This window comes from Curtobacterium sp. MCLR17_051, from assembly GCF_003234395.1.
Classification (GTDB): Bacteria; Actinomycetota; Actinomycetes; order Actinomycetales; family Microbacteriaceae; genus Curtobacterium; species Curtobacterium flaccumfaciens.
Map to the genome: position 1 here is coordinate 90,885 of NZ_QKTA01000012.1, position 22,543 is coordinate 113,427.

At 72.2% G+C, this 22,543-nt stretch carries 19 protein-coding genes and 1 tRNA gene; 5 read left to right on the top strand and 15 right to left on the bottom strand.

The window, feature by feature from the left end:
- Positions 1-391: 391 nt before the first annotated feature.
- From mshC to DEJ06_RS11490, 3 genes are all read right to left on the bottom strand, one after another.
- Entirely contained in the window at positions 392-1,636 is a 1,245-nt protein-coding gene (mshC, locus tag DEJ06_RS11480; RefSeq protein ID WP_111039364.1) for a cysteine--1-D-myo-inosityl 2-amino-2-deoxy-alpha-D-glucopyranoside ligase, read from the bottom strand.
- A complete protein-coding gene (locus DEJ06_RS11485) occupies positions 1,633-2,463 on the bottom strand; it encodes an undecaprenyl-diphosphate phosphatase (RefSeq protein ID WP_111039365.1) in 831 nt (276 codons plus the stop codon). Before DEJ06_RS11485 ends, mshC begins: the two co-directional genes overlap by 4 nt.
- A gap of 63 nt (positions 2,464-2,526) precedes the next feature.
- Positions 2,527-3,855 carry a M20/M25/M40 family metallo-hydrolase gene (locus tag DEJ06_RS11490; RefSeq protein WP_111039366.1) on the bottom strand — a complete coding sequence of 443 codons (1,329 nt, stop codon included), beginning with the start codon at positions 3,853-3,855 and terminating at the stop codon, positions 2,527-2,529.
- Positions 3,856-4,016: 161 nt separating this feature from the next.
- On the opposite strand from DEJ06_RS11490, the gene DEJ06_RS11495 reads away from it, so the two are divergent.
- A tRNA-Leu gene (locus DEJ06_RS11495) sits at positions 4,017-4,102 on the top strand.
- Positions 4,103-4,449: 347 nt separating this feature from the next.
- Here DEJ06_RS11495 and DEJ06_RS11500 read toward each other — a convergent pair.
- The 7 genes from DEJ06_RS11500 to DEJ06_RS11530 form a co-directional block, all read right to left on the bottom strand.
- Positions 4,450-5,034, bottom strand: coding sequence for a hypothetical protein (locus DEJ06_RS11500; protein WP_111039367.1), 585 nt, complete (start codon positions 5,032-5,034; stop codon positions 4,450-4,452).
- Positions 5,035-5,045: 11 nt separating this feature from the next.
- The gene (locus DEJ06_RS11505; RefSeq protein ID WP_111039368.1) at positions 5,046-6,185 is read right to left on the bottom strand and encodes a zinc-dependent alcohol dehydrogenase; all 1,140 of its coding nucleotides are present in this window, start codon (positions 6,183-6,185) and stop codon (positions 5,046-5,048) included.
- A gap of 156 nt (positions 6,186-6,341) precedes the next feature.
- Complete coding sequence (locus DEJ06_RS11510; protein ID WP_027465651.1) at positions 6,342-7,670, bottom strand: NAD(P)/FAD-dependent oxidoreductase; 1,329 nt, start codon at positions 7,668-7,670, stop codon at positions 6,342-6,344.
- Between the two features lie 32 nt (positions 7,671-7,702).
- Complete coding sequence (locus DEJ06_RS11515; RefSeq protein WP_017887301.1) at positions 7,703-7,912, bottom strand: hypothetical protein; 210 nt, start codon at positions 7,910-7,912, stop codon at positions 7,703-7,705.
- Between the two features lie 7 nt (positions 7,913-7,919).
- On the bottom strand, positions 7,920-9,710 hold the full coding sequence (locus DEJ06_RS11520) for a DEAD/DEAH box helicase (protein WP_071403990.1): 1,791 nt from the start codon (positions 9,708-9,710) through the stop codon (positions 7,920-7,922).
- 188 nt (positions 9,711-9,898) lie between these two features.
- Positions 9,899-11,143, bottom strand: coding sequence for a DNA polymerase IV (dinB, locus tag DEJ06_RS11525; RefSeq protein ID WP_111039369.1), 1,245 nt, complete (start codon positions 11,141-11,143; stop codon positions 9,899-9,901).
- A gap of 400 nt (positions 11,144-11,543) precedes the next feature.
- Entirely contained in the window at positions 11,544-12,716 is a 1,173-nt protein-coding gene (locus DEJ06_RS11530; RefSeq protein ID WP_111039370.1) for an acyl-CoA dehydrogenase family protein, read from the bottom strand.
- A gap of 23 nt (positions 12,717-12,739) precedes the next feature.
- Here DEJ06_RS11530 and DEJ06_RS11535 point away from each other — a divergent pair, with 23 nt between their 5' ends.
- Positions 12,740-13,534: an SGNH/GDSL hydrolase family protein gene (locus tag DEJ06_RS11535; RefSeq protein ID WP_071244716.1), complete on the top strand. Its 795-nt coding sequence runs from the start codon at positions 12,740-12,742 to the stop codon at positions 13,532-13,534.
- Between the two features lie 46 nt (positions 13,535-13,580).
- Here DEJ06_RS11535 and DEJ06_RS11540 read toward each other — a convergent pair whose 3' ends face one another.
- The 4 genes from DEJ06_RS11540 to DEJ06_RS11555 are packed head-to-tail and all read right to left on the bottom strand — an operon-like array spanning position 13,581 to position 18,127.
- Complete coding sequence (locus DEJ06_RS11540; RefSeq protein ID WP_181436746.1) at positions 13,581-14,915, bottom strand: serine hydrolase; 1,335 nt, start codon at positions 14,913-14,915, stop codon at positions 13,581-13,583.
- Positions 14,916-14,957: 42 nt separating this feature from the next.
- Positions 14,958-16,190, bottom strand: a complete 1,233-nt coding sequence (locus DEJ06_RS11545; protein WP_146243475.1) for a D-alanyl-D-alanine carboxypeptidase family protein — start codon at positions 16,188-16,190, stop codon at positions 14,958-14,960.
- A gap of 25 nt (positions 16,191-16,215) precedes the next feature.
- A complete protein-coding gene (locus DEJ06_RS11550) occupies positions 16,216-16,839 on the bottom strand; it encodes a DUF1097 domain-containing protein (protein WP_111039373.1) in 624 nt (207 codons plus the stop codon).
- Positions 16,832-18,127, bottom strand: a complete 1,296-nt coding sequence (locus tag DEJ06_RS11555) for an amidohydrolase family protein (protein ID WP_111039374.1) — start codon at positions 18,125-18,127, stop codon at positions 16,832-16,834. Before DEJ06_RS11555 ends, DEJ06_RS11550 begins: the two co-directional genes overlap by 8 nt.
- Before the next feature lie 147 nt (positions 18,128-18,274).
- Here DEJ06_RS11555 and DEJ06_RS11560 point away from each other — a divergent pair, with 147 nt between their 5' ends.
- Genes DEJ06_RS11560 through DEJ06_RS11570 form a run of 3 tightly spaced genes read left to right on the top strand, consistent with a single transcriptional unit; the run spans position 18,275 to position 21,701 of the window.
- Complete coding sequence (locus DEJ06_RS11560) at positions 18,275-18,952, top strand: FadR/GntR family transcriptional regulator (RefSeq protein WP_111039375.1); 678 nt, start codon at positions 18,275-18,277, stop codon at positions 18,950-18,952.
- Positions 18,949-20,076: an acetamidase/formamidase family protein gene (locus DEJ06_RS11565; RefSeq protein ID WP_111039376.1), complete on the top strand. Its 1,128-nt coding sequence runs from the start codon at positions 18,949-18,951 to the stop codon at positions 20,074-20,076. Before DEJ06_RS11560 ends, DEJ06_RS11565 begins: the two co-directional genes overlap by 4 nt.
- The gene (locus DEJ06_RS11570; RefSeq protein WP_111039377.1) at positions 20,073-21,701 is read left to right on the top strand and encodes an AtzH-like domain-containing protein; all 1,629 of its coding nucleotides are present in this window, start codon (positions 20,073-20,075) and stop codon (positions 21,699-21,701) included. The genes DEJ06_RS11565 and DEJ06_RS11570 overlap by 4 nt, the downstream gene beginning before the upstream one ends.
- Here DEJ06_RS11570 and DEJ06_RS11575 read toward each other — a convergent pair.
- Positions 21,698-22,516 carry an RNA methyltransferase gene (locus DEJ06_RS11575; RefSeq protein ID WP_071403769.1) on the bottom strand — a complete coding sequence of 273 codons (819 nt, stop codon included), beginning with the start codon at positions 22,514-22,516 and terminating at the stop codon, positions 21,698-21,700. The two genes, DEJ06_RS11570 and DEJ06_RS11575, sit on opposite strands and share 4 nt — an antisense overlap.
- Between the last annotated feature and the right edge of the window lie 27 nt (positions 22,517-22,543).

The window sequence follows — 22,543 nt, forward strand, 5'->3', positions numbered from 1 at the left end:
GTCAGCGGGCGTGCGGCGTCCGGCGTGCGGCGTGCGGCGTGCGGTCACGACACCCCGCTCACGTCCGGCGAGTGGTCGCGAACTGTCGGCTGCGGCCCGCCCGGGCGACAGTTCCTGACCCCTCGGCGGCGCGCACGCGACCTGTCGCGACCACACAGCGGACGGGAGGCCCGGGTCTGTCCCGCCACGGGCCTCCCGACCGGCGGCCGCGAACGGTCACGACACCCCGCTCACGGCCGGCGAGTGGTAACGAACTGTCGGCTGCGGCCCGCCCGGGCGACAGTTCCTGACCCCTCGGCGGCACGCACGCGAAACTGTCGGCTGCGGCCCACCTCGGCGACAGTTTCTGACCCCTCGCCGGCGCGCACGCGACATGTCGCGTCCGCGCAGGTCAGGCCAGGCGGATGCCGAGCAGCGCGTCGATCAGGTCGAGGAGCTCCGGCGTGCACGCCGTGCCACCGGCGATCGCCGTGTCGACCGCGGCGACCGCACCGGGGGTGTCCAGGTCGTCGGAGACCCGCGCGCGGATGCGTGCCGCGACGTCCGCCGCGTCGTCGGCGTGCCCGGCGGAGGATCCCGAGGCCCAGGCGTCCCAGCCGGCGAGCCGCGTCTGGGCGCTCGTCAGCTCGGTGTCGAACCACTCCCAGTCGTCGGAGTACTTGTGCGACAGCAGCGCGAGCCGGATGGCACGGGGGTCGGCGCCGTCGTCGAGCAGCCCGCGCACGGTGACGAGGTTGCCGAGCGACTTCGAGATCTTCGTGCCCTGGTAGGCGATCATCCCGGTGTGCACGAACGCGTTCGCGAGGGGCTGGTGTGCGAGGGCCGCAGCGTGCCCGGCGCTCATCTCGTGGTGCGGGAAGACCAGGTCGCTCCCGCCGCCCTGCACGCTGATCGGCAGCCCGAGGCGGTCACCGGCGATGACGCTGCACTCGATGTGCCAGCCGGGGCGCCCGGGGCCGATCTCGGTGTCCCAGGCCGGCTCGCCGTCACGCGCGGCGCGCCACAGCAGCGGGTCGAGCGGGTGGCGCTTGCCCGGACGATCCGGGTCGCCGCCGCGTTCGGCTGCGAGGGCGAGCATCGTCTCGCGGTCCAGGCCGCTCTCGTCACCGAGGGTCCATGCGTCGGTGGGGCGGTTCACGTCGAAGTACAGGTCGTCGCCCTCGGCGCCGTCCGTCGGGACCTCGTACGCGTAGCCGGACTCCTGCAGGAACGAGACCGCCTCGGCGACGCGCTCGACCTCGTCGGTGACGGCCACGAAGTCGTCCGGCGGCAGGATCCGCAGCGACTCCATGTCGCGGCGGAACAGGTCGACCTGGGAGGCAGCGAGTTCACGCCAGTCGACGCCGTCGCGGGCGGCACGCTCGAGCAGCGGGTCGTCCACGTCGGTGACGTTCTGCGCGTACTCGACGTCGAGCCCCGCGTCACGCCAGGCGCGGCCGAGCGTGTCGAACGCCAGGTAGGTCGCCGCGTGGCCGAGGTGCGTGGCGTCGTACGGCGTGATGCCGCAGACGTACAGCGCGGCACGGTCCTCGTCGCGGGCGGGGTCCACCGGCTTGCCCGTTGCGGTGTCGTGGACGACCGGTCGGGGTGCGGCGCCGGGGACGTCGGGGACGGATGGGGCCTGCCAGGCCCTCACGGCTGGATCACTCCGAGCGACAACAACACGATGAGCACGATACCGAGTGCGATCCGGTAAACCACGAAGGGCATGAAGCTGCGCTTGCTGATGTAGTTCATGAACGCCGCGATCACGACGAACCCGACCACGAACGCGACGACGGTGGCGATGAGCGTGTCGGCGAGTCCGAACGGCGAGCCGTGGTCGCCGAGGCTCGTCGCGGCCTCGTAGAACCCGGACAGGAACACCGCCGGGATCGCGAGCAGGAACGCGAACCGCGCGGCCGCCGGGCGGGTGTACCCGAGGGCGAGACCCATCGACACGGTCGCACCGGAACGGGACACACCGGGCACCAGGGCGAGCATCTGCGCCAGGCCGATGAGCAGACCACCGCGGAACGTCATCTGCTCGATCCGGCGCTCCTTGCGGCCGACACGGTCGAGCACCCCGAGCACGACACCGAACACGATGAGGACGATCGCGACGATCCAGAGGGACCGGAACGTGGTCTCGATCGAGTCCTTGAGCAGGAGCCCGGCGATCCCGATCGGGATCGTGCCGAGGATCACCAGCCAGCCGAGCCGGACGTCGGGGTCGCCCTTCGGCACGTCACGCTTGACCACCGACCGGAGCCACCGCCCGATGATCCGGGTGATGTCCTTCCAGAAGTAGATGAGCACCGCGGTCTCGGTGCCGAGCTGCGTCACCGCGGTGAAGGCCGCACCGGGGTCCTTCGCGTCGGGCAGGAAGAGCCCCACGATGCGCAGGTGCGCGCTGGAGGACACGGGCAGGAACTCGGTGAGCCCCTGGACGAAGCCGAGGAAGATCGCCTCGAGGATGTGCATCGCACGGGCCTTTCGGGGGGGAGGTCGGTCAAAGCACCGCCACGACGGCGACCATGAACAATATCAGTACGTGGCCAGCAGGTCGCCCAGCACCCGCCGACCGAACGCCAGCGAGTCGAGCGGCACCCGCTCGTCCACGCCGTGGAACATCGCGGGGAAGTCGACACCGGCCGGCAGCTGCAGCGGCACGAACCCGTACCCCGCGATGCCGAGCGTCGAGAGCGCCTTGTTGTCGGTGCCGCCGGACAGCAGGTACGGCAGGACCGGTGCGCCCGGGTCGTGCCGGCCGAGGACGTCGCGGACGGCGTCGACCAGCGGGCCGCCGAAGTCCTGCTCGAGGCCGATGTCGCGGAACGACATGGCCACCTCGACGTCGGGCCCGGCGAGCCCCCGCACCCGCTCGAGCACGGTCTCCTCGTCACCCGGCAGGCAGCGGATGTCCACCAGGGCCTCGGCGGTGTCCGGGATGACGTTGTGCTTGTAGCCGGCCGTCAGCACCGTCGGGTTCGACGTGGTGTGCAGCGCGGCGTGGATGAACCGCGACGCCGAGCCGGTGGCCAGCGCGACCTCGTCCGGGCCGGTGACCGTCGGGTCGACCCCGAGGAACCGCGCCACCTCGGCCACCATCGCGTCCGTCGTGGCCGAGAGCCGGACGGGCCACTCCTCGCTGCCGATCCGGGCGACCGCCGCCGCGAGCTTCGTGACGGCGTTGTCGCGGATCACGTGCGAGCCGTGGGCAGCGGTGCCGCGCGCGATCAGCTTCACCCACATGAGCGCCTTCTCGCCGGTCTGCAGCAGGTAGGCGCGACGGTCACCGAGCGTGATCGAGTACCCGCCGACCTCGCTGATCGCCGCCGACGCCCCCGCGAAGACCTCCGGGTGCTGGTCGACCACGTGGTGGGACCCCAGGACTCCCCCGGCCTCTTCGTCGGCGAAGTACGCGATCACCAGGTCACGCTCCGGCGCACCGTGCTGTTCGATGACGTCGGCCAGTGACGTGAGCATCATCGCGTCCATGTTCTTCATGTCGACGGCGCCCCGACCCCACAGCGACCCGTCCTTGACCACGCCACCGAACGGGTCGACCGACCAGTTCGCCGGGTCGGCCGGCACGACGTCGAGGTGCCCGTGCACCACGAGCGCCGGCTTGTCACGGTTCCGACCGGGCACCCGCGCCACGACGCTCACCCGGTCCGGCTCCGACTCGAACAACTGCGGCTCGAGACCCAGCGCGCGGAGCTTGTCCTCGACGTAGTGGGCTGCTTCCGTCTCACCACGGGACTTCCCCTCGCCCCAGTTCGTCGTGTCGATGCGGATGAGGTCGCGGGCGATCGCCGCGGTGGCCTCGAGCTCGGGCACGGACTTCGGCTCGGAGGGCTCCGGGTTCGTCATGGCTCCACGGTATCGGTCGGCACCGACCCCGTCGCCGGGACAGCGCGCGCAGGACTCGCCCGGGATGCGCGACCGTGTTCATCGCGCGTTCAGACCCGTGCTAGTGTCTTCTCTCGGCAGGAACGCCGGGTTCAACCCGGGAAACAGACACCAGACACCCTGTCCGGGTGGCGGAATTGGTAGACGCGCTAGCTTGAGGTGCTAGTGCCCGTATTAGGGCGTAGGGGTTCAAGTCCCCTCTCGGACACAGAAATGCGTGCCCCCTGACCTTTCGGTCGGGGGGCATTTTCTGTTGTGTCTTCCCGGCGAGTGCCGCCATCGCTGCGCTCAGGGCGTCACCGCCTCTGGGGCGCCACTTCGCTGCGCTCAGGGCGATCCCCGCCCGCGCCGCCTCGCTTCGCTCAGGACGTTCTCCGCGCAGCGTCGGTGCGCGCGGGTGGACGCGGGACGTGCGGACTGGAGGCGCGGGGCGGGGCCGTAGCCCGCCTCCAGGCCGGAACGTGCGCGCGTCGCGGGCCGGTGTGACGTTGCGCACTCCGTGTGACGGGACAACGTCGCACCGAGTGGGCACCGCGCGCCGCGCACCACGCGCGGTCAGCGCGAGCGGCGCACCCGCCGCACCACCAGCACGACGGCGCCGAGCGCCGCCAGCCAGCCCCAGTTCGCGACCACCGGGTCGAGCACCTGGTGCCGCCAGTCCGACCGACTCGACCCCAGCCGCGACGCAACGGGGTGGTTCCCACGCTCCGCCGCGACGCCGGTCTCGCTGATCACCCGGTCCGGCCGACCCCGGAGCGCATCGGTCACCCGGTGCGTCGCGACGTCCACGCGGTCCCCGACGACGAGCAGCATCCAGTGCGCCAGGCGGCCCTCGCTGAACCGCCGGTAGGCGTACCGCCGGACGATTCCGGCGACACCGTGCAGGGGCTGCGCGGTGCCGAACACCGGCGTCATGTGGGCGTGCTCGATCGAGCGCTCCCGGCCGTGCGCACCGTCCTGCTGCGGCGGGCGGTCCCAGTGGGCTCCGGTGGCCGAACCGGCTTCGCGGGAGAGCTTCGGAACGGACGGCCGGTCCGCCGGGTCGAGGTCGCTCCCCCACCCCGGGATGCGGGCACGGAGTTCCTCGGCCGACGGCACTCTTCGGGGTGGATCGGCGATGTACGGGGTGTGGTCGGACATGTCGGGCCTCCTCACGGCACGACGACGGTCTTGATGCAACCGTCGAGCTTGGACGAGAACAGGTGGTACCCCTCGGCGATGTGCTCGAGGGGGATGCGGTGCGTGATGATGTCGCTCGGCTTGAAGTGTCCGGCCTGGATGTGCTCGAGCAACCGCGGCCACTGGCGCTTCACGTGCGCCTGGTTCGTGTGGATCGTGACGCCCTTGTTCATCGCGTCACCGAACTTGACCGCGCTCGGGATCGGCCCGTACGCGCCGATTGCCGAGACCGTGCCGCCCTTGCGGACGCCGTCGATCGCCCAGTTGAGCGCCGTCGGGGACCCGCCCTGCAGCTTGAGCTTCGAGGCGGTGACCTGCTGAGTGAAGTTGCCGTCCGCCTCGGCTCCGACGGCGTCGATCACGCTGTCCGCACCCAGGAAGTCGGTCTGCTTCTTCATCTCGAGCACGACGTCGTCGACCTCGGCGAAGTTGATCGTCTCGGCGTGCGCGAAGCTCCGGGCCTTCTCGAGCCGGTACTCGAGCTGGTCGACGACGATCACCCGACCGGCTCCCATGAACCACGCCGACGCCGCGGAGAACAGTCCGACCGGCCCGGCACCGAGCACCACGACGGTGTCGCCCTCACGGATCGACGCGAGCTGCGCCCCGAAGTACCCGGTGCTCAGTGCGTCCGTCATGAGGAGGGCGTCGTCGTCGTCGAGCCAGTCCGGGATCACCTGCGGTCCGACGTCGGCGAACGGCACCCGCACGCGCTCCGCCTGCCCGCCGTCGTACCCGCCGGTGGTGTGCGAGTATCCGTAGATCCCGCCGACCGCGGTCGCGTTCGGGTTCACGTTGTGGCAGTTCGCGAAGAGTCCGCGGGCGCAGAACCAGCACGTGCCGCAGAAGATGTTGAACGGGACCATCACGCGGTCGCCGACCGACAGGGTCTCGACGGACGAGCCGATCTGCTCGACCACCCCGATGAACTCGTGGCCGAACGTGTGCCCGACCCGGGTGTCGGGCATCATGCCGTGGTACAGGTGCAGGTCCGACCCGCAGATCGCGGCCCGTTCCACCCGGACGATCGCGTCGTTCGGGTGCTCGATCCGGGGATCCGGTTTCTCCTCGACGCGGATCCGGTAGGGGCCGCGGTACGTCATGGCGCGCATGGACGCTCCTCTCGTTCGTCGCGTCAACGCTGGCGCGCGCCACGTTGGAACGGACCCAGGACCGCAGATGGCGGACAAGCGGTGGGCGTCCGCACCGACGGACGGGAGGCGCGGTGCCAGCTGGCACCGCGCCTCCCGTCCGATCTGTGGGTGCGTCTAGCTCTTCGACGCCTCGACGAAGTTGCGTCGCGGGTCCGTCTCCTTGATGAGCGAGGTCGCGTCGCGACCCGACACCGCACCGGTGATCCAGCCGATGATGATGCGGGCCTTCCGGTTCAGGGTCGGCATCGCGTACACGTGGTACGCGCGGTGCGCGAGCCACGCGAGCAGGTTGGTCATCTTGATGCCCTTGATGTTCGCGGCACCCTTGCCGACACCGTACGACGCGACGGTGCCGATGGAGGGGTGGCGGTACTCCTCGAGCGGCTTGCCGGTGATGGTCGCGACGATGTTGTCGGCGGCGACCACGGCCTGGCGCACGGCGTTCTGGGCGTTCGGCGGGTAGAACGCCGGCTGCTTGTCGGCGGTCAGGTCGGGCACCTGCGCGACGTCACCCAGGCCCCAGACGCCCTCGACGACCTGGTGGGTGTCCTCGGCCTCGACCTGGAGCTTCGCGTTCGCGGCGAGGTGGCCCTTCGGCCCGCGCGGCAGATCGGAGGCGTCGAGGAGCGGGTTCGGCTTGACGCCCGCGGTCCAGACGAGCAGGCCCGTGGCGAACTCGTCGCCGTCGGAGAACTTGACGACACCGCCCTCGGCGCTCGGCATGGTGGTCTTCAGGCGGACGTCGATGCCGCGGGCGCGGAGCGACTCGAGCGTCCACTTGGACAGCTCCGGGCCGACCTCGGGCGCGACGCGGTCGAGGGCGTCGATGAGCACCCAGCGGGGCTGCTCACCGGCGAGCGACGGGTAGGTCTTGATGGCAGCCTGCGACACGTCGAAGAGCTCACCGATCGCCTCGACGCCGGTGTAGCCGCCGCCGACGAAGACGCTGGTCAGCAGACGGCGACGCTCGTCCTCGTCACGGGTGGCAGCGGCCTTCGCGATGTTGTCGAGGAGCTTGGCGCGCACGTAGGCGGCCTCTTCGACGCTCTTGAAGCCGACGCCGTACTCCTCGAGCCCGGGGGTCGGGAAGGTGCGGGTGACGGAACCGAGGGCGACGACGAGGTGGTCGTAGCCGAGGGTGCGGTCGTCGCCGCCGGCGGTCGCGATCGAGACGGTCTTGTCCGCCGAGGAGATCGCGGTGACCTTGCCCTGGATCACCCGGGTCTTGCGCAGTGCACGGCGCAGCTCGACGGTGACGTCCTTCGGCGCGATGTGGCCACCCGCGACCTCGGGCAGGAACGGCAGGTACGTGTAGTAGGTGTTCTGGTCCACGAGCGTGATGCGCATGGGCACCGTGGCCGCGTGCTTCTGGAGCTGCTTGACCGTGGTGTAGCCAGCGGAGCCGCCGCCGAGGACGAGGACGTGAGGGATCGAGTCTGCCATTCCTCCGGTCTACCGGACTTTGGCTTGGCGCGTCATGAGTTCCGCGGCCTGTCGCGGAGCCGCCACCACGCGGTCTCGGCCAGTTCGGGCCCCGTGAACACCCCGTGCGGGGTGCGGCGGGACTCGGTGAGCGAGAAGCGGCGCAGTCGGTAGCCGCCTCCGAAGCGGTCGATGATCGCCTCGGGTGACGCCTCGGGGTCGCGCTTGACGTACCAGGTGCGGTCGTCGACCGGCTCGATCACGCCGGGGTCACCGTCGTCCGCCGATGCGGGAGCGCAGGATGTCGATGCGCTTCTGGATCTGCTCGATGCTCGCCTGCGCCACGGCCGGTCCACCGCTGATCCGTCGGAGTTCGGCGTGGATCGATCCGTGCGGTTCGTTCGAGTGCCGGGACCAGATCGACACGAGCCGGGCGAGCTCGGTGCGCTGCTCCTTGATCGTCATGTACATCGGTCGGTCGGGCTCGGGCGGCTTCGGCATGCCGTCCTTGGCCGTGCGGCCCTTGGAACGCTTCGCCTGCGTCGCCTGTCGCGCGCGCAGGAGGTCGCGCACCTGGTCGGGTTCGAGGAGCCCGGGGATGCCGATGAAGTCGAGCTCTTCGAGGGAACCGACCTCGCCGCCGGTGCCGAACTCACCGCCGTCGTAGAGGACGCGGTCGAAGGACGCCTGCGAGTCGAGCGCCTCGAACGGCTGGACCTCGAGCAGGCTCTCGGACGCGCGGTCTTCCTTGTTGGCCTCGGCGACCATCGCGTCTTCGGGGTTGTACATGCCGTCGTCGGCGTCCTTCGGGCGGTCGAGGGCATGGTCGCGCTCGAGCTCGAGGGTGGCGGCGAGGGCCATCAGGCCGGGGACGCTCGGCAGGAAGACACTCGCGGTCTCACCGCGGCGGCGGGCACGCACGAAGCGGCCGATCACCTGGGCGAAGAACAGCGGCGTGCTCGCGCTCGTGGCGTAGACGCCGACGCAGAGCCGTGGGACGTCGACGCCCTCGGAGACCATGCGGACGGCCACCATCCAGCGCGAGGTGTCGTCGGCGAACGCGCTGATGCGGCTCGACCCGGCGGCTTCGTCGGACAGCACCACGGTGGGACGCTCCCCCGTGATCTGCTGCAGGATCCGGGCGTAGGCGCGCGCCGTGGTGGTGTCGGTGGCGATGACCAGGCCGCCGGCGTCGGGCACACCGCGACGGACCTCGGTCAAGCGTTTGTCGGCGGCGGAGAGCACGGCCGGCATCCACTCGCCCTCGGGTGACAGCGCGGTGCGCCAGGCCTGGGCCGTGATGTCCTTCGTGACCTGCTCGCCCAGGGAGGCCGACATCTCGTCGCCCATCCGGGTCTTCCAGCGCATCTGTCCGGCGTAGGCCATGAACAGCACGGGGCGGACGACGCCGTCCTTCAGGGCTCGGCCGTAGCCGTAGTTGTAGTCGGAGATCGAGGTGCGGATGCCCTGCTCGTCGGGGGCGTACTGCACGAACGGGATCGGTGCGGTGTCGGACCGGAACGGGGTCCCCGACAGCGAGAGCCGGCGGGTGGCGCCGGAGAACGCCTCTCGGATGCCGTCGCCCCACGTCAGGGCGTCGCCACCGTGGTGCACCTCGTCGAGGACGACCAGGGTGCGGCCGCCCTCGGTGATGCGCTTGTGCACCTCGGGGTTCATGCCGACCTGGGCGTAGGTGATCGCGACGCCCTGGTAGTGCCGGCCGAACATGCCGTCGCCGTTCTTGAACATCGGGTCGATCCGGATGCCCACACGGTCGGCGGAGTCGGCCCACTGGCGCTTCAGGTGCTCGGTCGGGGCCACGACGACGATGCGGTCGACGGTGCCGCGGGCGAGGAGCTCGGTCGCCAGCCGCAGCGCGAAGGTGGTCTTGCCGGCGCCGGGGGTCGCGGCCGTGAGGAAGTCGCGGGGTTCCTTCTCGAAGTACTTCGTGAGCGCTTCGATCTGCCAGGCGCGGAGCTTCGAGGCCGTGCCCCAGGCGGCCCGGTCCGGGAACGCCGGCGACAGGTGCTGGACGGCCGAGTTGCCGGCCGCTTCGGCCAGTGCCGCGGCATCGGCTTCGGCGCGGGCTGCGTCACCGTGCGCCTGGGTTTGGTGCGCCTGGCTGCCGTCGTTCGTCGGCGACGATCCGCCTGCGCCGGACTGGTCGTCACCCGACTCCGCCCACAGCGTGGCGGGCTGCTGGTCTTCGTACTCCGCTGCGCTCACTGAACCCGATTCTACCGCCACCGTCAGTCCTGCCGAGCGTGCGGGACGCCGCCGTCAGGGGTCCGGCGGACCAGGGATGCCGGTCGGAGCACGCCGGCGCCGAAGCGCGCGGCGACCGCGTCGACCGTGGTCTCGGTGTCGCGCCACGGCGCGTCGTCGTCCCACAGGGCGTTGCTCGCGGCCGCGGGCACGAGGTTCTCGCCGCGCACCCCGATCAGCCGGATCTGGTTGCCCGGTCGGTGCAGCACGTCGTACAGCTCGACGGCTTCGCGGTGCAGGCGCTTCGCGACGTCGGTGGGCTCCGCCAGGGTGCGCGACCGGGTCAGGGTGGTGAAGTCGGTGTACCGGACCTTCAGTGCCACGGTCCGGGCCTGCACGTCGGCCTGGCGCAGGCGGACGGCGACCTTGTCGGCCAGGCGCAGGAGTTCACGGGCAACGTCGTCGCGCTCGGTCAGGTCGCGGCCGAACGTGACCTCGTGCCCGATCGACTTCTCACCGACGCCGGTGTCGACCACGCGCGGGTCGCGACCCCACGACAGGTCGTGCAGCCGCTGCCCGCCGGCCGGGCCGAGTGCCGACACCAGTGACCCGAGCGGGGTGTTCGCCAGGTCGCCGACCGTGCGGATGCCCCGGCGTTCGAGCGTCTCCTGCGTCTTGCCGCCGACGCCCCAGAGCGCGGACACCGGCTGCGGGTGCAGGAACGCCACGGTGTCGGCGGCGGGCACCACGAGCAGGCCGTCCGGCTTCGACCGGCTGGACGCGAGCTTCGCGACGAACTTCGTCGATGCCGCACCGACGGAGCAGTGCAGACCGGTCTCGGCGAAGACCGTGCGGCGGATCGCCTGGCCGATCTGCCACGGGGTGCCGTACAGGCGGAGGGCGCCGGCGACGTCGAGGAACGCCTCATCGATGCCGAGGCGCTCGACCCGCGGGGTGAACCGGTCGAAGATCGCCATCACCGCGGCGGACTGCGCCCGGTACTTCTCGAAGTGCGGTTCGACGATGACGGCGTTCGGGCAGCGGCGCTTCGCGATGGCCATCGGCATTGCGGAGTTGACCCCGTAGCGACGGGCTTCGTAGGTGGCGGCGGTGACGACGGAGCGGTCGGAGTCGTGCCCGACGATGACCGGCAGCCCCACCAGGTCGGGGCGGTCGAGCAGTTCGACGGAGGCGAAGAAGGCGTCCATGTCGACGTGCAGCACGGTCGCCGAGACGTCGTCCACCGGTGCGTCGGAGACGAGGCGGTTCCGTCCGTCCTGCTTGCTCACACCGAGATGATGCCAGGCACCGCCGACATCGCCGTGCCCGGGCGTGCTCACGGCCGCTCGGTGCGCGGTTCGTCCCGTCGTGCACGGTTGCTCGCCCGCCGTCGCACCGTGCGCCCTTCGCGACTCGGTGCCGGGTTGGTTGCACCGTGCGGCGCCACAGGGCAGCACCGAGCGCGCAAGCTCGCACCAGCCGACGGACCCAGCACCGTGCGGCGCCACGCCACGACGCCGTCGCGCCCACCGCACCGTGCGCCCTTCGCGACTCGGTGCCGAGATGGTTGCACCGTGCGGCACCACAGGGCAGCACCGAGCGAGCAAGCTCGCACCGGCCGACGGACCCGGCACCGTGCGCGGCCACGCCAACCTCGCACCAGGCACTAGGCAGCCCCGAGCGCAGCGCTCAGCCGAGCGGGCCGAGCACCGACGCGGCGATCGTCCGCGCCGCGGAGTCCCGCGACGACGGGTGGTACTGCCCCGCCCGGACGTCCCGCGCCAGCCGCGCCAGCTCGCTCGACGACCGGAACGCCGAGCCGCCGACGACGCGCATGGCCTCGTCCACGACGTGCTGCGCGGTGTCCACGGCCCGGGCCTTGGTGCCGACGAGCAGCGGGAACCAGCGGGCTCCGAGGTCGTCGAGTTCGTCGAGTTCGTCGACCGACCGCGCCAGCGAGTCGACCTGCAGCGTGATCGCGTCGACCGCACCGCGCAGGTCGGCGATCGCCCGGCGCACGTCCGGGTCCTGCGACCGCGGGGTCCCGTCGGCCGCGGTCCGCCCCGCCACGGCGGCCGCCGCGAGCGTGATCGCCCGCTCCGCGACGCCGGCGTACACCGAGGCGATGAGGAGCTCGAACGACGCGAAGATCCCGAACACGAGCGGGTCCTGGTTCGGCCCGACCGGCAGCGACCGGACGATGCGGTCGGCGGGGACGTGCACGCCGAGCAGCTTCGTGGTGCGGCTCTGCGTCGCGCGCATCCCGAGCGTGTCCCAGTCGTCCAGGTGCTCGACGTCGCCGTCGGACCGCAGGACGAACCCGTGCACGAGCCGTGGCTCCGGCCCCGAGGTGTCCTTGCCGAAGACGCTCATGACGTCCCACGCCGGTGCGAGGGACGTGAAGACCTTCGTGCCGGTGAACCGGTAGCCGCCGTCGCCGTCCGGCTCCGCAGTCGTCGACGAGTCGAACAGCACGGCGTCGTTGCCGGGTTCGCTCACCCCGAATGCGTGCAGGTGGTCGTCCGCAGCGTGGTCGGTGACGGCCTGGAGGAACGACTCGCCTCGCGCACGGACGACGCGGGCCGCCTGCACCCACACCTGGTGCATGCCGAGACCGAGTGCCGTCGCCGGTGCGGCCTGGGCGAGGGCGCGCTGCACCCGCGCGGTGGCGCGGAGGCCGAGGCCCGCACCGCCCTGCTCGACGGGGACGCCGATCCGCAGGTAGCCGGCGGCGCGGAGCTCGTCGAGGTCCTCGGTGCAGAACGCGTTCGCGGCGTCGTAGCCGGGGGCGCGCTCGGCGATGCGGCTGAGCAGCTCGTCCGGCACCGACCAGCCGACGGCGTCCGTGTTGGCCTTCGTCATGCCACGAGACTAGGGTCCGGGACGTGTCAGATCGTCATCCTTGGACCAGGTACGTCGCGATCGGTGACTCGTTCACCGAGGGCATCGGGGACCCCGACCCCACCGTCCCGGGCGGCAACCGCGGCTGGGCGGACCGCGTCGCCGAGGTGCTCGCACACCAGACCGACGACTTCGCCTACGCGAACCTCGCGATCCGCGGGCGGTTGCTGCAGCAGATCATCGACGAGCAGGCCGAGGCCGCCGTCGCCTTGCACCCGGACCTCATCACGGTGTCCGCCGGCGGCAACGACATCATCCGCCCCGGCTCGGACCCGGACGAGCTCGCCGAGCGCGTGGACCGGCTCGTCGCCGACCTGCGCCGCGACGGAGCCACCGTCGTCCTGTTCACCGGCCCGGACGTCGGGATGACCCCCGTGCTCGGCATGGTCCGTGGCAAGACGGCGATCTACAACGAGAACCTGCACGCCATCGCCCTGAAGCACGGCGCCCTGGTGGCGAACATGTGGGCACTCCGGGTGCTCCGGGACCCGCGGATGTGGGCCCCGGACCGCCTGCACCACTCCCCGATGGGCCACTCGACGATCGCCGCGGCGGTGCTCGACACCCTCGGCGTGCCGCACGGGCTCGAACCGTTCAACCCGGACCCGCTGGAGGCTCGGCCGTGGCGCGAGGCCCGTGCCGAGGACCTCGGCTGGGCCCGGGAGTACCTGGTGCCGTGGGTGGTCCGGCGCATCAAGCACACCTCGTCCGGCGACGGGGTGTCGGCGAAGCGGCCCGAGCTGCAGATCGTCACGGAGCACCCCTCCGACACCCCGTAGACGCGGCGCGGAGCCGAGGGACGAGAGGCCGCGGAGCCGCGGGCCCTCAGTCCGCTGGGCGCCGCAGCGTGAGCGGTCCGTCGTGCAGCGGCTCGGTCTGCCAGCTCGTCGTCGTCGATCCCGTGGCGGGGTCGATCCGGACGTGCGCCAGGTGCGGGGTCTCGACGAACCGCACGTCGACACGGACCGTCCCGTCGTCCGCGACGGCACCGCTCGCGGCGAGCGGGCCCTCCACGGCCCACTCCCCCTGCCCGACCGGCACCGACAGGGAGCCGCCGTCGACGTCGAGCGTGAGCCGCCACCCGTCGCCGTCGCGGGCCAGCGGACCGGCGTCGGCGAGGCCCTGCAGCGGCCCACCGTCGACGGCGGGCAGTCCCAGGGAGGTGAGCCGGGCCTCCAGGGCGGATGCCGACGCCGCGTCGGACGCGCGGTCGACGGCGGGCAGCAGGTGTTCCCAGACCGCGTCGAGGACGGCCTGCATGTCGAGGCTCTGACCGTTCATCGCGAGGACGACGTCGTGCTCCGGCAGGACGATGCAGAACTGGCCGTATGCGCCGTCGCCGCGGAAGCCGTGGCGGGCCATCCAGAACTGGAAGCCGTAGCCCTGGGACCAGTCGGGGTTGGCCTCGTCCGGGTTGGCGACCTGCGTGCTGGTCGCCTGCTCGACCCAGTCGGCGTCGAGGATCCGCTCGCCGTCCCAGACGCCGCCCTGCAGGTACAGCTGGCCGAGCTTGGCGACCGCGTCGGTCGGCGCGTAGCACCCGCTGTAGCCGAGCTCCGCGCCGGTGTCGTCGCGGCGCCAGGCGAGGTCGTCGATGCCGAGCGGGTCGAGCAGGTGCGGGCGGAGCCACGCGACGAGGGACCCGCCGGTCACCCGCCGGACGATCTCGGCGAGGGTGTACGTGCACGGCTGGTTGTAGGCGAAGACCGTGCCGGGCTCCTCGTCCGGCGGGACCAGCAGGAACCCGCGCACCGTGTTCGTCGGGTCGAGGGCCTGGGCGCGGTCGATCGTCTCCTCGCGGTGGCCGCTCGCCATCGCGAGCAGGTGCCGGACGCGGATGCGGCGACTGCGTTCGTCGGTGACGTCGGCGTCGAGCTCCGGGAAGTACGACAGCACGGTCGCGTCGAGGTCGATCAGGCCCGCCCGGACGGCGATGCCGACGCCGGCGGCGGTGAAGCTCTTGCTCAGGGAGTAGAGCAGGTGCACGCGGTCCGCGGCGTAGGGCTGCCACCAGCCCTCGGCTGCGACCTGGCCGTGCCGCAGCAGCATGATGCTGTGCGGCTCCACGCCGGGCGTGGACTCGAGGGCGTCGAGCAGGGCGGTCACACCACCGGGATCGATGCCGAGGGCGGCGGGGGTGGTCCGGGGGAACGTCGTCATCGTCGTCACCCGACCGACTCTACGGTCGGCGGCCGACGGGCGTCACGCCCCCTGGAACGGGTTCGTCCAGCGCCACCAGACGCCGGGGTCGTCGATCGTGCGTTCGAGCACGAGCGGCACCGTGACCGGGTCGTGGTCGGAGATGCGGAACCGCACCTGCCCGACCCGCTCACCCTTCGTGCCGAAGGTCACCTGCTCGAGCTTCGCCTTCGCGGTCACGGTCGTCTTGCCCCACACGAGCACCTCGGCAGCCTTCGTCGTGACCGCGTCGGCCTCGTCCTGCCACGGGGTCGAGAAGGTGCCGAAGGTCTGCCCCTGGTGCGTGAGCGTCACCACCTGGAAGTTGTCCGCCACGGACCGCAACAACCGCTGCACGTCGACGTCGAGGGAGTCGTGGTCGACACCGCCGAGCATCACGCCGACGACGGTGACGTCCTTGCCACCGCGCTCGTACGTCGCCGCGAACAGCAGACAGGCGCCGGCTTCGTCGAGGGTGCCGGTCTTGATCCCCTCGATGCCGTCGAGCCCCAGGAGCTTGTTCGAGTTCTCGATCTCGCCGACCGTCGGGATCGTGACGTCCTTGGTGCCGACGATGTCCTTCACCACCGGGTTCGCCAGCGCGAGCTGCCCGAGCTCGACCAGGTCCGTGGCGGTCGAGGTGTTGTCCGGGTCGAGGCCGGTCGGCTCGTGGATCGTGGTGTCGTCCAGGCCGTGTTCGTCGAGCCAGTCGTTCGCCGCGTGCTCGTAGGCGGCGATCGACCCGAAGGCCCAGATGGCGAGTGCGCCGGCGTAGTTGTTCGCCGACTTCATGAGCATCACCTGGAACGTCTGGTGCTCGGTGAGCTTCAGGCCGGCGGGCATCGGGGCGACCTCGCCGTTCTGCGCGGCGTACTTGGCGTACAGGCCCTCCATCTGCTTCGTGAAGCGGATGGACGGACCGGACTCCCCCGCGGCCATCGGTTTCTCGTCGAGCACCACGAGCGCCGTGACGACCTTCGTGATGCTCGCGATCGACCGGGGCTTCGTGTCACCGCTGGTGCGCAGGCTCTCCGGGAAGTCCGTCGCCTCGACCGCGGTCGCGCCGTACCCCGGGAAGCTCAGCGCCGGGACGGTCGTCTTCGGTGCCGAGTACGTGGTGGTGCTGGCGCTCGCCGGGCCGAACGGCACGACGGCCGCGGCGACGAGGTACCCCGCCACCAGGAGCAGGACGGCGACCACCGAGATCGTGACCGGCCTCCGGACGGCGGAGCGGGGGCGGCGGACGACTCGTGACACGGGACCCGAGCGTACCGGTCCGCTCCTAGGCCGAGGCTGCGACGGGCTGGTCGGGCTGCCGTTCCGGAGCAAGAGGTGGGGTCGCTGTGCCGCCGGCATCGGTCGCGACGACCGGGTCGGCCGAACCGGCCGAGCCCGTCGTCTCGGCCCGGGCGAAGGTCAGGCGACGGGACAGGTAGGCGAACACCGGCCCGAGCGCGTTCATCAGCACGACCGACCCCCAGGCGGCCCAGGCATTCCCCGGGTCGAAGCCGAAGCCGCCGAAGCAGGTCGCGAAGAACGAGGCGAACCCGAGGAACATGCCGGGGACGAGCCCGAACAGCTTCGTGCGACCGGTGTACATCAGGGCGCAGTTCACGACGAGGATGAGCAGCGCCAGCACGGTGTTCTGCGCAGCCTGCCCCTCGCCGAACAGGGTCCCGAACCGCTGGTCGAGCAGGACGATGACCAGGCCGAACGCCGAGCCGATCGGCATCGCGGCCCACAGGCGCGTGGCGTTCCGCAGCGTCGGCTTGCTGCCGAGCAGGAACATCCCCGCCCAGCTGATGAAGATCGCCCAGGTCGGCAGGTGCAGGGCGTTGCCCCCGATGAACGCCGTGGCACCGGCCAGGACGGAGGCGACGATCTCGTGCGGGATCCGTTCACGCATGGCTGAGTTCCTTCGATCGGTTCGTGGTGCGGCTGGTGGTGAGGCGGGTGGTCCGGGTCGTCTCGGCGACGACCCGGCCGCGCTTGAGGACGAGGGCGCGGTCCGGCCGGTCGAGCAGGACGCCGTCCGGGTCGGTGGTGGAGAGCACCACGAGGTCGGCGGCGGCGCCGGGCCGGATGCCGTGGGTGTCCGCGACGCCGACGACCTCGGCCGCCCCCGTGGTGGCCATGTCGAGCACCCGTCGCAGGTCGTCCGGGCCGGACAGGTGCCCGGTCTGCGCCAGGAGCAGCCCGACGTCGAGCAGGTCGGCGTTGCCGAACGGGGTGAAGGCGTTCCGGACGTTGTTCGACGCGTACGCGCTCGTGACCCCGGCGTCCCAGAGTTCGCGGACCGGCACGACCCCGCGACGCACGTCGTGGTCGTCGGACCGGCCGCCCAGGTGCAGGTCGGTCGCGGGCAGCGGCACGACGGCGACCCCGGCAGCTGCCAGACGGTCGAACAACGCCCGGCGCTCGCCGCGGGGCAGGCTCGCGACCGAGGTCACGTGCCCGAGCGCCACCCGCCCCTGCAGCCCGCGGGCGGTCACGCGGTCGGCGATGTGCCCGGCGAGGGCGTACCGCGGGTCGGAGGTGTCGTCGGCGAAGTCGGCGTGCAGGTCGGCCGGCACCCCGAACTCCTCGGCGAGGTCGAGGACGGTCTCGACGTGCTCGTGGCACGCGGCCAGGGTGTGCTCGTTGTAGGTGCAGCCCCCGATGACGTCCGCCCCCGCGGCGAGCGCCTGACGGAGCAGCGCGAGGGTGCCCGGTGCCTTGGCGATGCCCTCCTGGGGGAACGCGACGATCTGCAGGTCGAGGGCGTCCCGGTACTCGTCGCGCAGGTCGAGCAGCACCTCGACGCCGGTGAGCCCGACGATCGGGTCGACGTCGGGGTGTGCGCGGACGAGCGTGGTGCCGTTCGTGATGGCCTGGTCGAGCAGGGTGCGGGCGCGGTCGCGGACGGTGGCGTGGGTGAAGCCGCGCTTGAGCTCCCCCGTGACGGCGATGGCGCCGGCGAGGGTGCCGTCGGGGTTCGGGCGTTCCCGGTCGAGCAGGGCCTTGTCGACGTGCAGGTGTGCCTCGATGAGCCCGGGGATGAGCACACGTCCGGCGCAGTCGACCACGCGAGCGGAACCAGCGGGAGCGGCGGCACCGGGCAGCGCGTCGGCCACGCTGACGATCACGCCGTCGGCGATGGTGACGTCGACGGATCGACCGTCGGTCAGCCGTGCGTTGGTGAGGACCAGGTCCACGTCGAACCCCTCTTCCGGTCGGTGCGGGTGGGACGTGCTCCACCATTCGCCCGCCGTGTTTCGGGTTCCGACGCCCCGTGTGACGGCCGTGTAAAAGATGGTCGTACCAATGAACCAAGCAGACCAACCGGCCCTACGGTCGAGGGCATGCACCGTGGACGGACCCTGAGCGCGGCGACCGCCGCCCACCTCGGCACGCTCGTGCTCGACGACCTGCAGCCCGGCGACAAGCTGCCGCCGGAACGCACCCTCGCCGAGGACCTCGCCGTGTCCCGCACGACCATCCGGGAGGCGCTGCAGGAGCTCGAGCGCCGTCGCCTGGTCTCCCGGACCCCCGGCCGTGGCACCGTCGTGCTGCCGCGACCGGAGGAAGCATCCGCCCTGCTCGACCACCACCGCGACGACCTGGACCACCGGGCTGAGCACGTCGCCGAGTTCCGGACCGTCGTGGAGCCGCAGGTCGCCGGACTCGCGGCGGCGCGGGCTGGCGAGGCCGACCTGCTCACCCTGGAACGCATCCTCGCCGCCACCCACGCGGGGCTCAGCCCGGAGGAGTCGCTCGCCCAGGACGTCGCCTTCCACGTGCAGGTCGCCCGCACCTCGGGGAACCCCCTGCTCGTGTCCCTGTGCGAGCTCAGCAGCGGTTGGGTGCAGGACGTCCGTGCCCGCTCGCACAGCACCAGCGAGGGGCGCCGGTCGTCGTTCGAGTGGCACGAGCGGATCCTCGAGCGGGTCCGGGAGCACGACGTCGCGGGCGCGACGCGGGCGATGGCCGACCACCTGGCCGACGTGGCCCACCTGGTTGAACGGAGGACGGAACGATGACCACCACACACCGCACCACCACACGCGAGACCACCGCCCCCGCGGTGGCGACCCTGCAGCCCGGCACCGGACCCGTCCGCGGTGACCACGCCCTGCCAGTCGACCCGGAGACCGTCCTCTGGGGCCGACTGCCGAGCGACGGTGACACCCCGGCCCTGACGATCGGCCCCGGGGAGTCGGTCACGATCGACACCGTCAGCCACGAGGGGATCCTCCCCGACCAGGGCAGCGACCCCGTCGCCTGGTTCGGCGACCACGGCGTCGCTCCGGAGCACGTCCTCGCCGACGCCGTCGCGATCGCCCGCTCCGGTCACCGCGACCCCGCGTCGGACGGACCGCACGTGGTGTCCGGGCCGATCGCGGTGCGCGGTGCCCGTCCCGGCGACGTGCTGACGATGACGGTCCTCGAGACCCTGCCCCGCGTGCACTACGGCGTCGTGTCGAACCGGCACGGCCGCGGTGCCCTGCACGGTGAGTTCCCGGTCGACGGCACGACGGTGAGCGTCTTCGCCGACGTCGTCGACACCGACCAGGGCCGGCGGGGCCGTATCCCGCTCACCGCCGCCGGCGACCGCTTCGCGCACTTCCCCCTCGCCCCGTTCCTCGGGATCATGGGCGTCGCCACCCCCGGGGAGCGGCTGCACTCGGTGCCGCCCGGTCGCCACGGCGGCAACATCGACGTCAACCTGCTGCAGGCCGGGTCCCAGCTGCACCTGCCGGTGCTCGTCCCCGGCGCACTCGCCCACGTCGGCGACCCGCACTTCGCCCAGGGCGACGGCGAGGTGGCGCTCACCGCGATGGAGGCCTCGCTCCGCGCGACGATCCGCTTCGACCTGACCCCGGCAGCCGAGGCCGCCGCGCGCTTCGGGGACCTGGTCTGGCCCGTCGCCGAGACGCAGGAGTTCCTCGTGCCCACGGGCATGGACCCGGACCTCGACGAGGCCGTCCGGCAGTGCGTCCGGCACGCCGTCGCGATCCTCGGCGCGCGCTGGGGCATGGAACGCCACCTGGCGTACGCGTACCTGTCCGCAGCGACCGACTTCAACATCTCGCAGGTGGTGGACCTGGTCACCGGTGTCCACGCCCGCATCCGCAAGGCCGACTTCGAGGAGCCCGCCCGATGACCGCGCCGCACACGTCGACGGCACCCGACGGACTGCTCGAGGCGCTCGACGCCTACGAGGCCGCCCTGCTGGCGAACGACCTCGACGCCCTCGACGCCGCGTTCGTCGACTCCCCCGGCACGATGCGCGGCGACGACCGCGGCCTGCTCGTCGGGCACGACGCGATCAGCGCGTTCCGCGGGGCGCGGGGTGGGGTCGCGACCCGGTCGCTGACGCACGTCGAGGTCCGCCCCCTGACGGAGGACCGTGCCCTCGTCGTGTCGGTGTCCCGGTTCGCGGCGGGTGGGCAGGGCCTCCAGACCCAGCTCTGGCGCCGCGACGGCGACACCGGCGAACGCGAGACCCACGACGGCGACACCGGCGCCGGCCCCCGCTGGCGCATCGAAGCGGCCCACGTCACCGGCCGCCCGAAGTCCGTCGACACCACCGTCTGGCGGGCCGTCGGCGACCCGCTCGTCGCCCCCACCGCCTCCGGACCGCTCGACGGCCTGACCGTCGCCGTCAAGGACCTCTACGCCGTCCCCGGCCAGCCCGTCGGCGCGGGCAACCCGACGTACCTGCGCGAGGCCCCCGTCGAGACCGCGCCCGCCGCAGCGGTCGCCGCGCTCCTCGCCGCCGGCGCCTCGATCCGCGGGATCGCGCGCACCGACGAGTTCGCCTACAACCTGACGGGCCGGAACACGCACCACGGCACGCCGCCGAACAGCGCGGCTCCCACCCGACTGCCTGGAGGCTCGTCCAGCGGATCCGCATCGGCCGTCGGCCTCGGGACGGCCGAGGTCGGGATCGGCACGGACACCGCGGGATCGGTGCGGGTCCCCGCCTCGTACCAGGGACTCTGGGGCCTCCGGACGACCCACGGCACCGTGTCCCGCGAGGGGCTGCTCCCGCTCGCGCCGTCGTTCGACACCGTGGGGTGGCTCACGCGGAGCCCCGGTGTGCTGCTCGCCGCCCTCGACGCCACCGTGCCGCCGCCCGCGACGGCAGGGGCTTCCGATGGGACCGTGCTCGTCGTCCCCGAGGAACTCGTCGCACTCGTCGAACCGGCCGTCGCCCGGTCCTTCACCGCCTTCGTCGCGACACTCGACGAACCCGTCGCGACCGTCCGGCTGCGGGACTTCGGCATCCCGGACCCCGCAGCACTGCAGGAGCAGATGCGCCTCGTCCAGGCCGCCGAGGCACTCGCCGCCCACGGCCCCTGGATCGACGCGCACCCCGGCGCACTGAGCCCCGTCGTCGGTGACCGGTTCCGGGCGGCACGCGCGAACGACCCCGACGCGACCGCCGACGCCGTCGCACGCCTCGATGAGGTCCGTGCGACGATCCGCCGTGCCCTCGCCGGTCGGACGCTGCTGTTCCCGACCGTGCCCGGACCCGCTCCGCTGCTCGACGCGGACACCGCTGCGCTCGAGCGCACCCGGACCGCCACCACGGCGATGACCGCGCTCGCGAGCGTCGGCGGCCTGCCCGCGGTGAGTGCACCGGCGCTGACCGTGGACGGCGCGCCCGTCGGCGTCTGCCTGGTGGGCGGGCCGGCCACCGACCGTGCCCTGGTGATCCGTGCCGGGCGCATGCTGCCGGACCAGGCCGCCCCGGGCCTCCCGACCGTCTCGGTGGTTCGCTAGGAGGCGAGCCGCCGGGCGTGGGTGACCGCCCACAGACCGACGGCGCTCGCCGCGGCCACGTTGAGCGAGTCGACGCCGTGCGCCATCGGGATCCGGACCGTCGTGTCGGCCGAGGCGATCGCGGCCGGCGTCAGCCCCTGCCCCTCGGTGCCCATCACGAGCGCGACCTTGTCCGGCAGGTCCGCCACGAAGGCGTCGAGGTCGACCGACTCGTCGGTCAGCGCCATCGCGGCCAGGTGGAAGCCCTGCGCGCGGAGTTCCTCGCCCGCCGCGGGCCAGTCGCCGATGCGGGTCCACGGCACCTGCAGGACCGTGCCCATGCTCACCCGGACGCTCCGGCGGTACAGCGGGTCGGCGCACCGCGGGCTGACGAGCACCGCGTCGGCGCCGAGGCCGGCGACGCTGCGGAACACCGCGCCGACGTTCGTGTGGTCGACGATGTCCTCGAGCACGACGACGACCTTCGCGTCCCGCACCACGTCGGCGACGCTCGGCAGCTCGGGACGCTGCATCGCAGCGATCGCACCGCGGTGCATCCGGAAGCCGGTGAGCTCCTCGAGCAGGGCGTCGGCACCGACGAAGACCGGCCCGTCGTGCTCCGCGACCAGGGGCAGGACGCTGTCGAGCCACTTCTCCTGCACCAGGATGCTCCGCGGCACGTGTCCGGCGCGGACCGCGCGCTCGATGACCGTGTTCGACTCGGCGATGTACAGGCCGCCCTCGGGCTCCGAGACCCGGCGGAGTGCCACGTCGGTCAGACGGGCGAAGTCGTCGAGGCGGGGATCGTCGAGGGAGTCGATGCGGACGGGGTGCACGGGGCTCGTTTCGGTGTGGTGCGGGGG

Excerpts from the sequence above, each read along its gene's own strand:
- DEJ06_RS11485 (WP_111039365.1), bottom strand. The coding sequence starts at position 2,463 with ATGCACATCCTCGAGGCGATCTTCCTCGGCTTCGTCCAGGGGCTCACC.
- DEJ06_RS11490 (WP_111039366.1), bottom strand. The coding sequence starts at position 3,855 with ATGACGAACCCGGAGCCCTCCGAGCCGAAGTCCGTGCCCGAGCTCGAG.
- DEJ06_RS11500 (WP_111039367.1), bottom strand. The coding sequence starts at position 5,034 with ATGTCCGACCACACCCCGTACATCGCCGATCCACCCCGAAGAGTGCCG.
- DEJ06_RS11505 (WP_111039368.1), bottom strand. The coding sequence starts at position 6,185 with ATGCGCGCCATGACGTACCGCGGCCCCTACCGGATCCGCGTCGAGGAG.
- DEJ06_RS11510 (WP_027465651.1), bottom strand. The coding sequence starts at position 7,670 with ATGGCAGACTCGATCCCTCACGTCCTCGTCCTCGGCGGCGGCTCCGCT.
- DEJ06_RS11530 (WP_111039370.1), bottom strand. The coding sequence starts at position 12,716 with ATGACGAAGGCCAACACGGACGCCGTCGGCTGGTCGGTGCCGGACGAG.
- DEJ06_RS11540 (WP_181436746.1), bottom strand. The coding sequence starts at position 14,915 with ATGACGACGTTCCCCCGGACCACCCCCGCCGCCCTCGGCATCGATCCC.
- DEJ06_RS11550 (WP_111039373.1), bottom strand. The coding sequence starts at position 16,839 with ATGCGTGAACGGATCCCGCACGAGATCGTCGCCTCCGTCCTGGCCGGT.
- DEJ06_RS11560 (WP_111039375.1), top strand. The coding sequence starts at position 18,275 with ATGCACCGTGGACGGACCCTGAGCGCGGCGACCGCCGCCCACCTCGGC.
- DEJ06_RS11565 (WP_111039376.1), top strand. The coding sequence starts at position 18,949 with ATGACCACCACACACCGCACCACCACACGCGAGACCACCGCCCCCGCG.
- DEJ06_RS11570 (WP_111039377.1), top strand. The coding sequence starts at position 20,073 with ATGACCGCGCCGCACACGTCGACGGCACCCGACGGACTGCTCGAGGCG.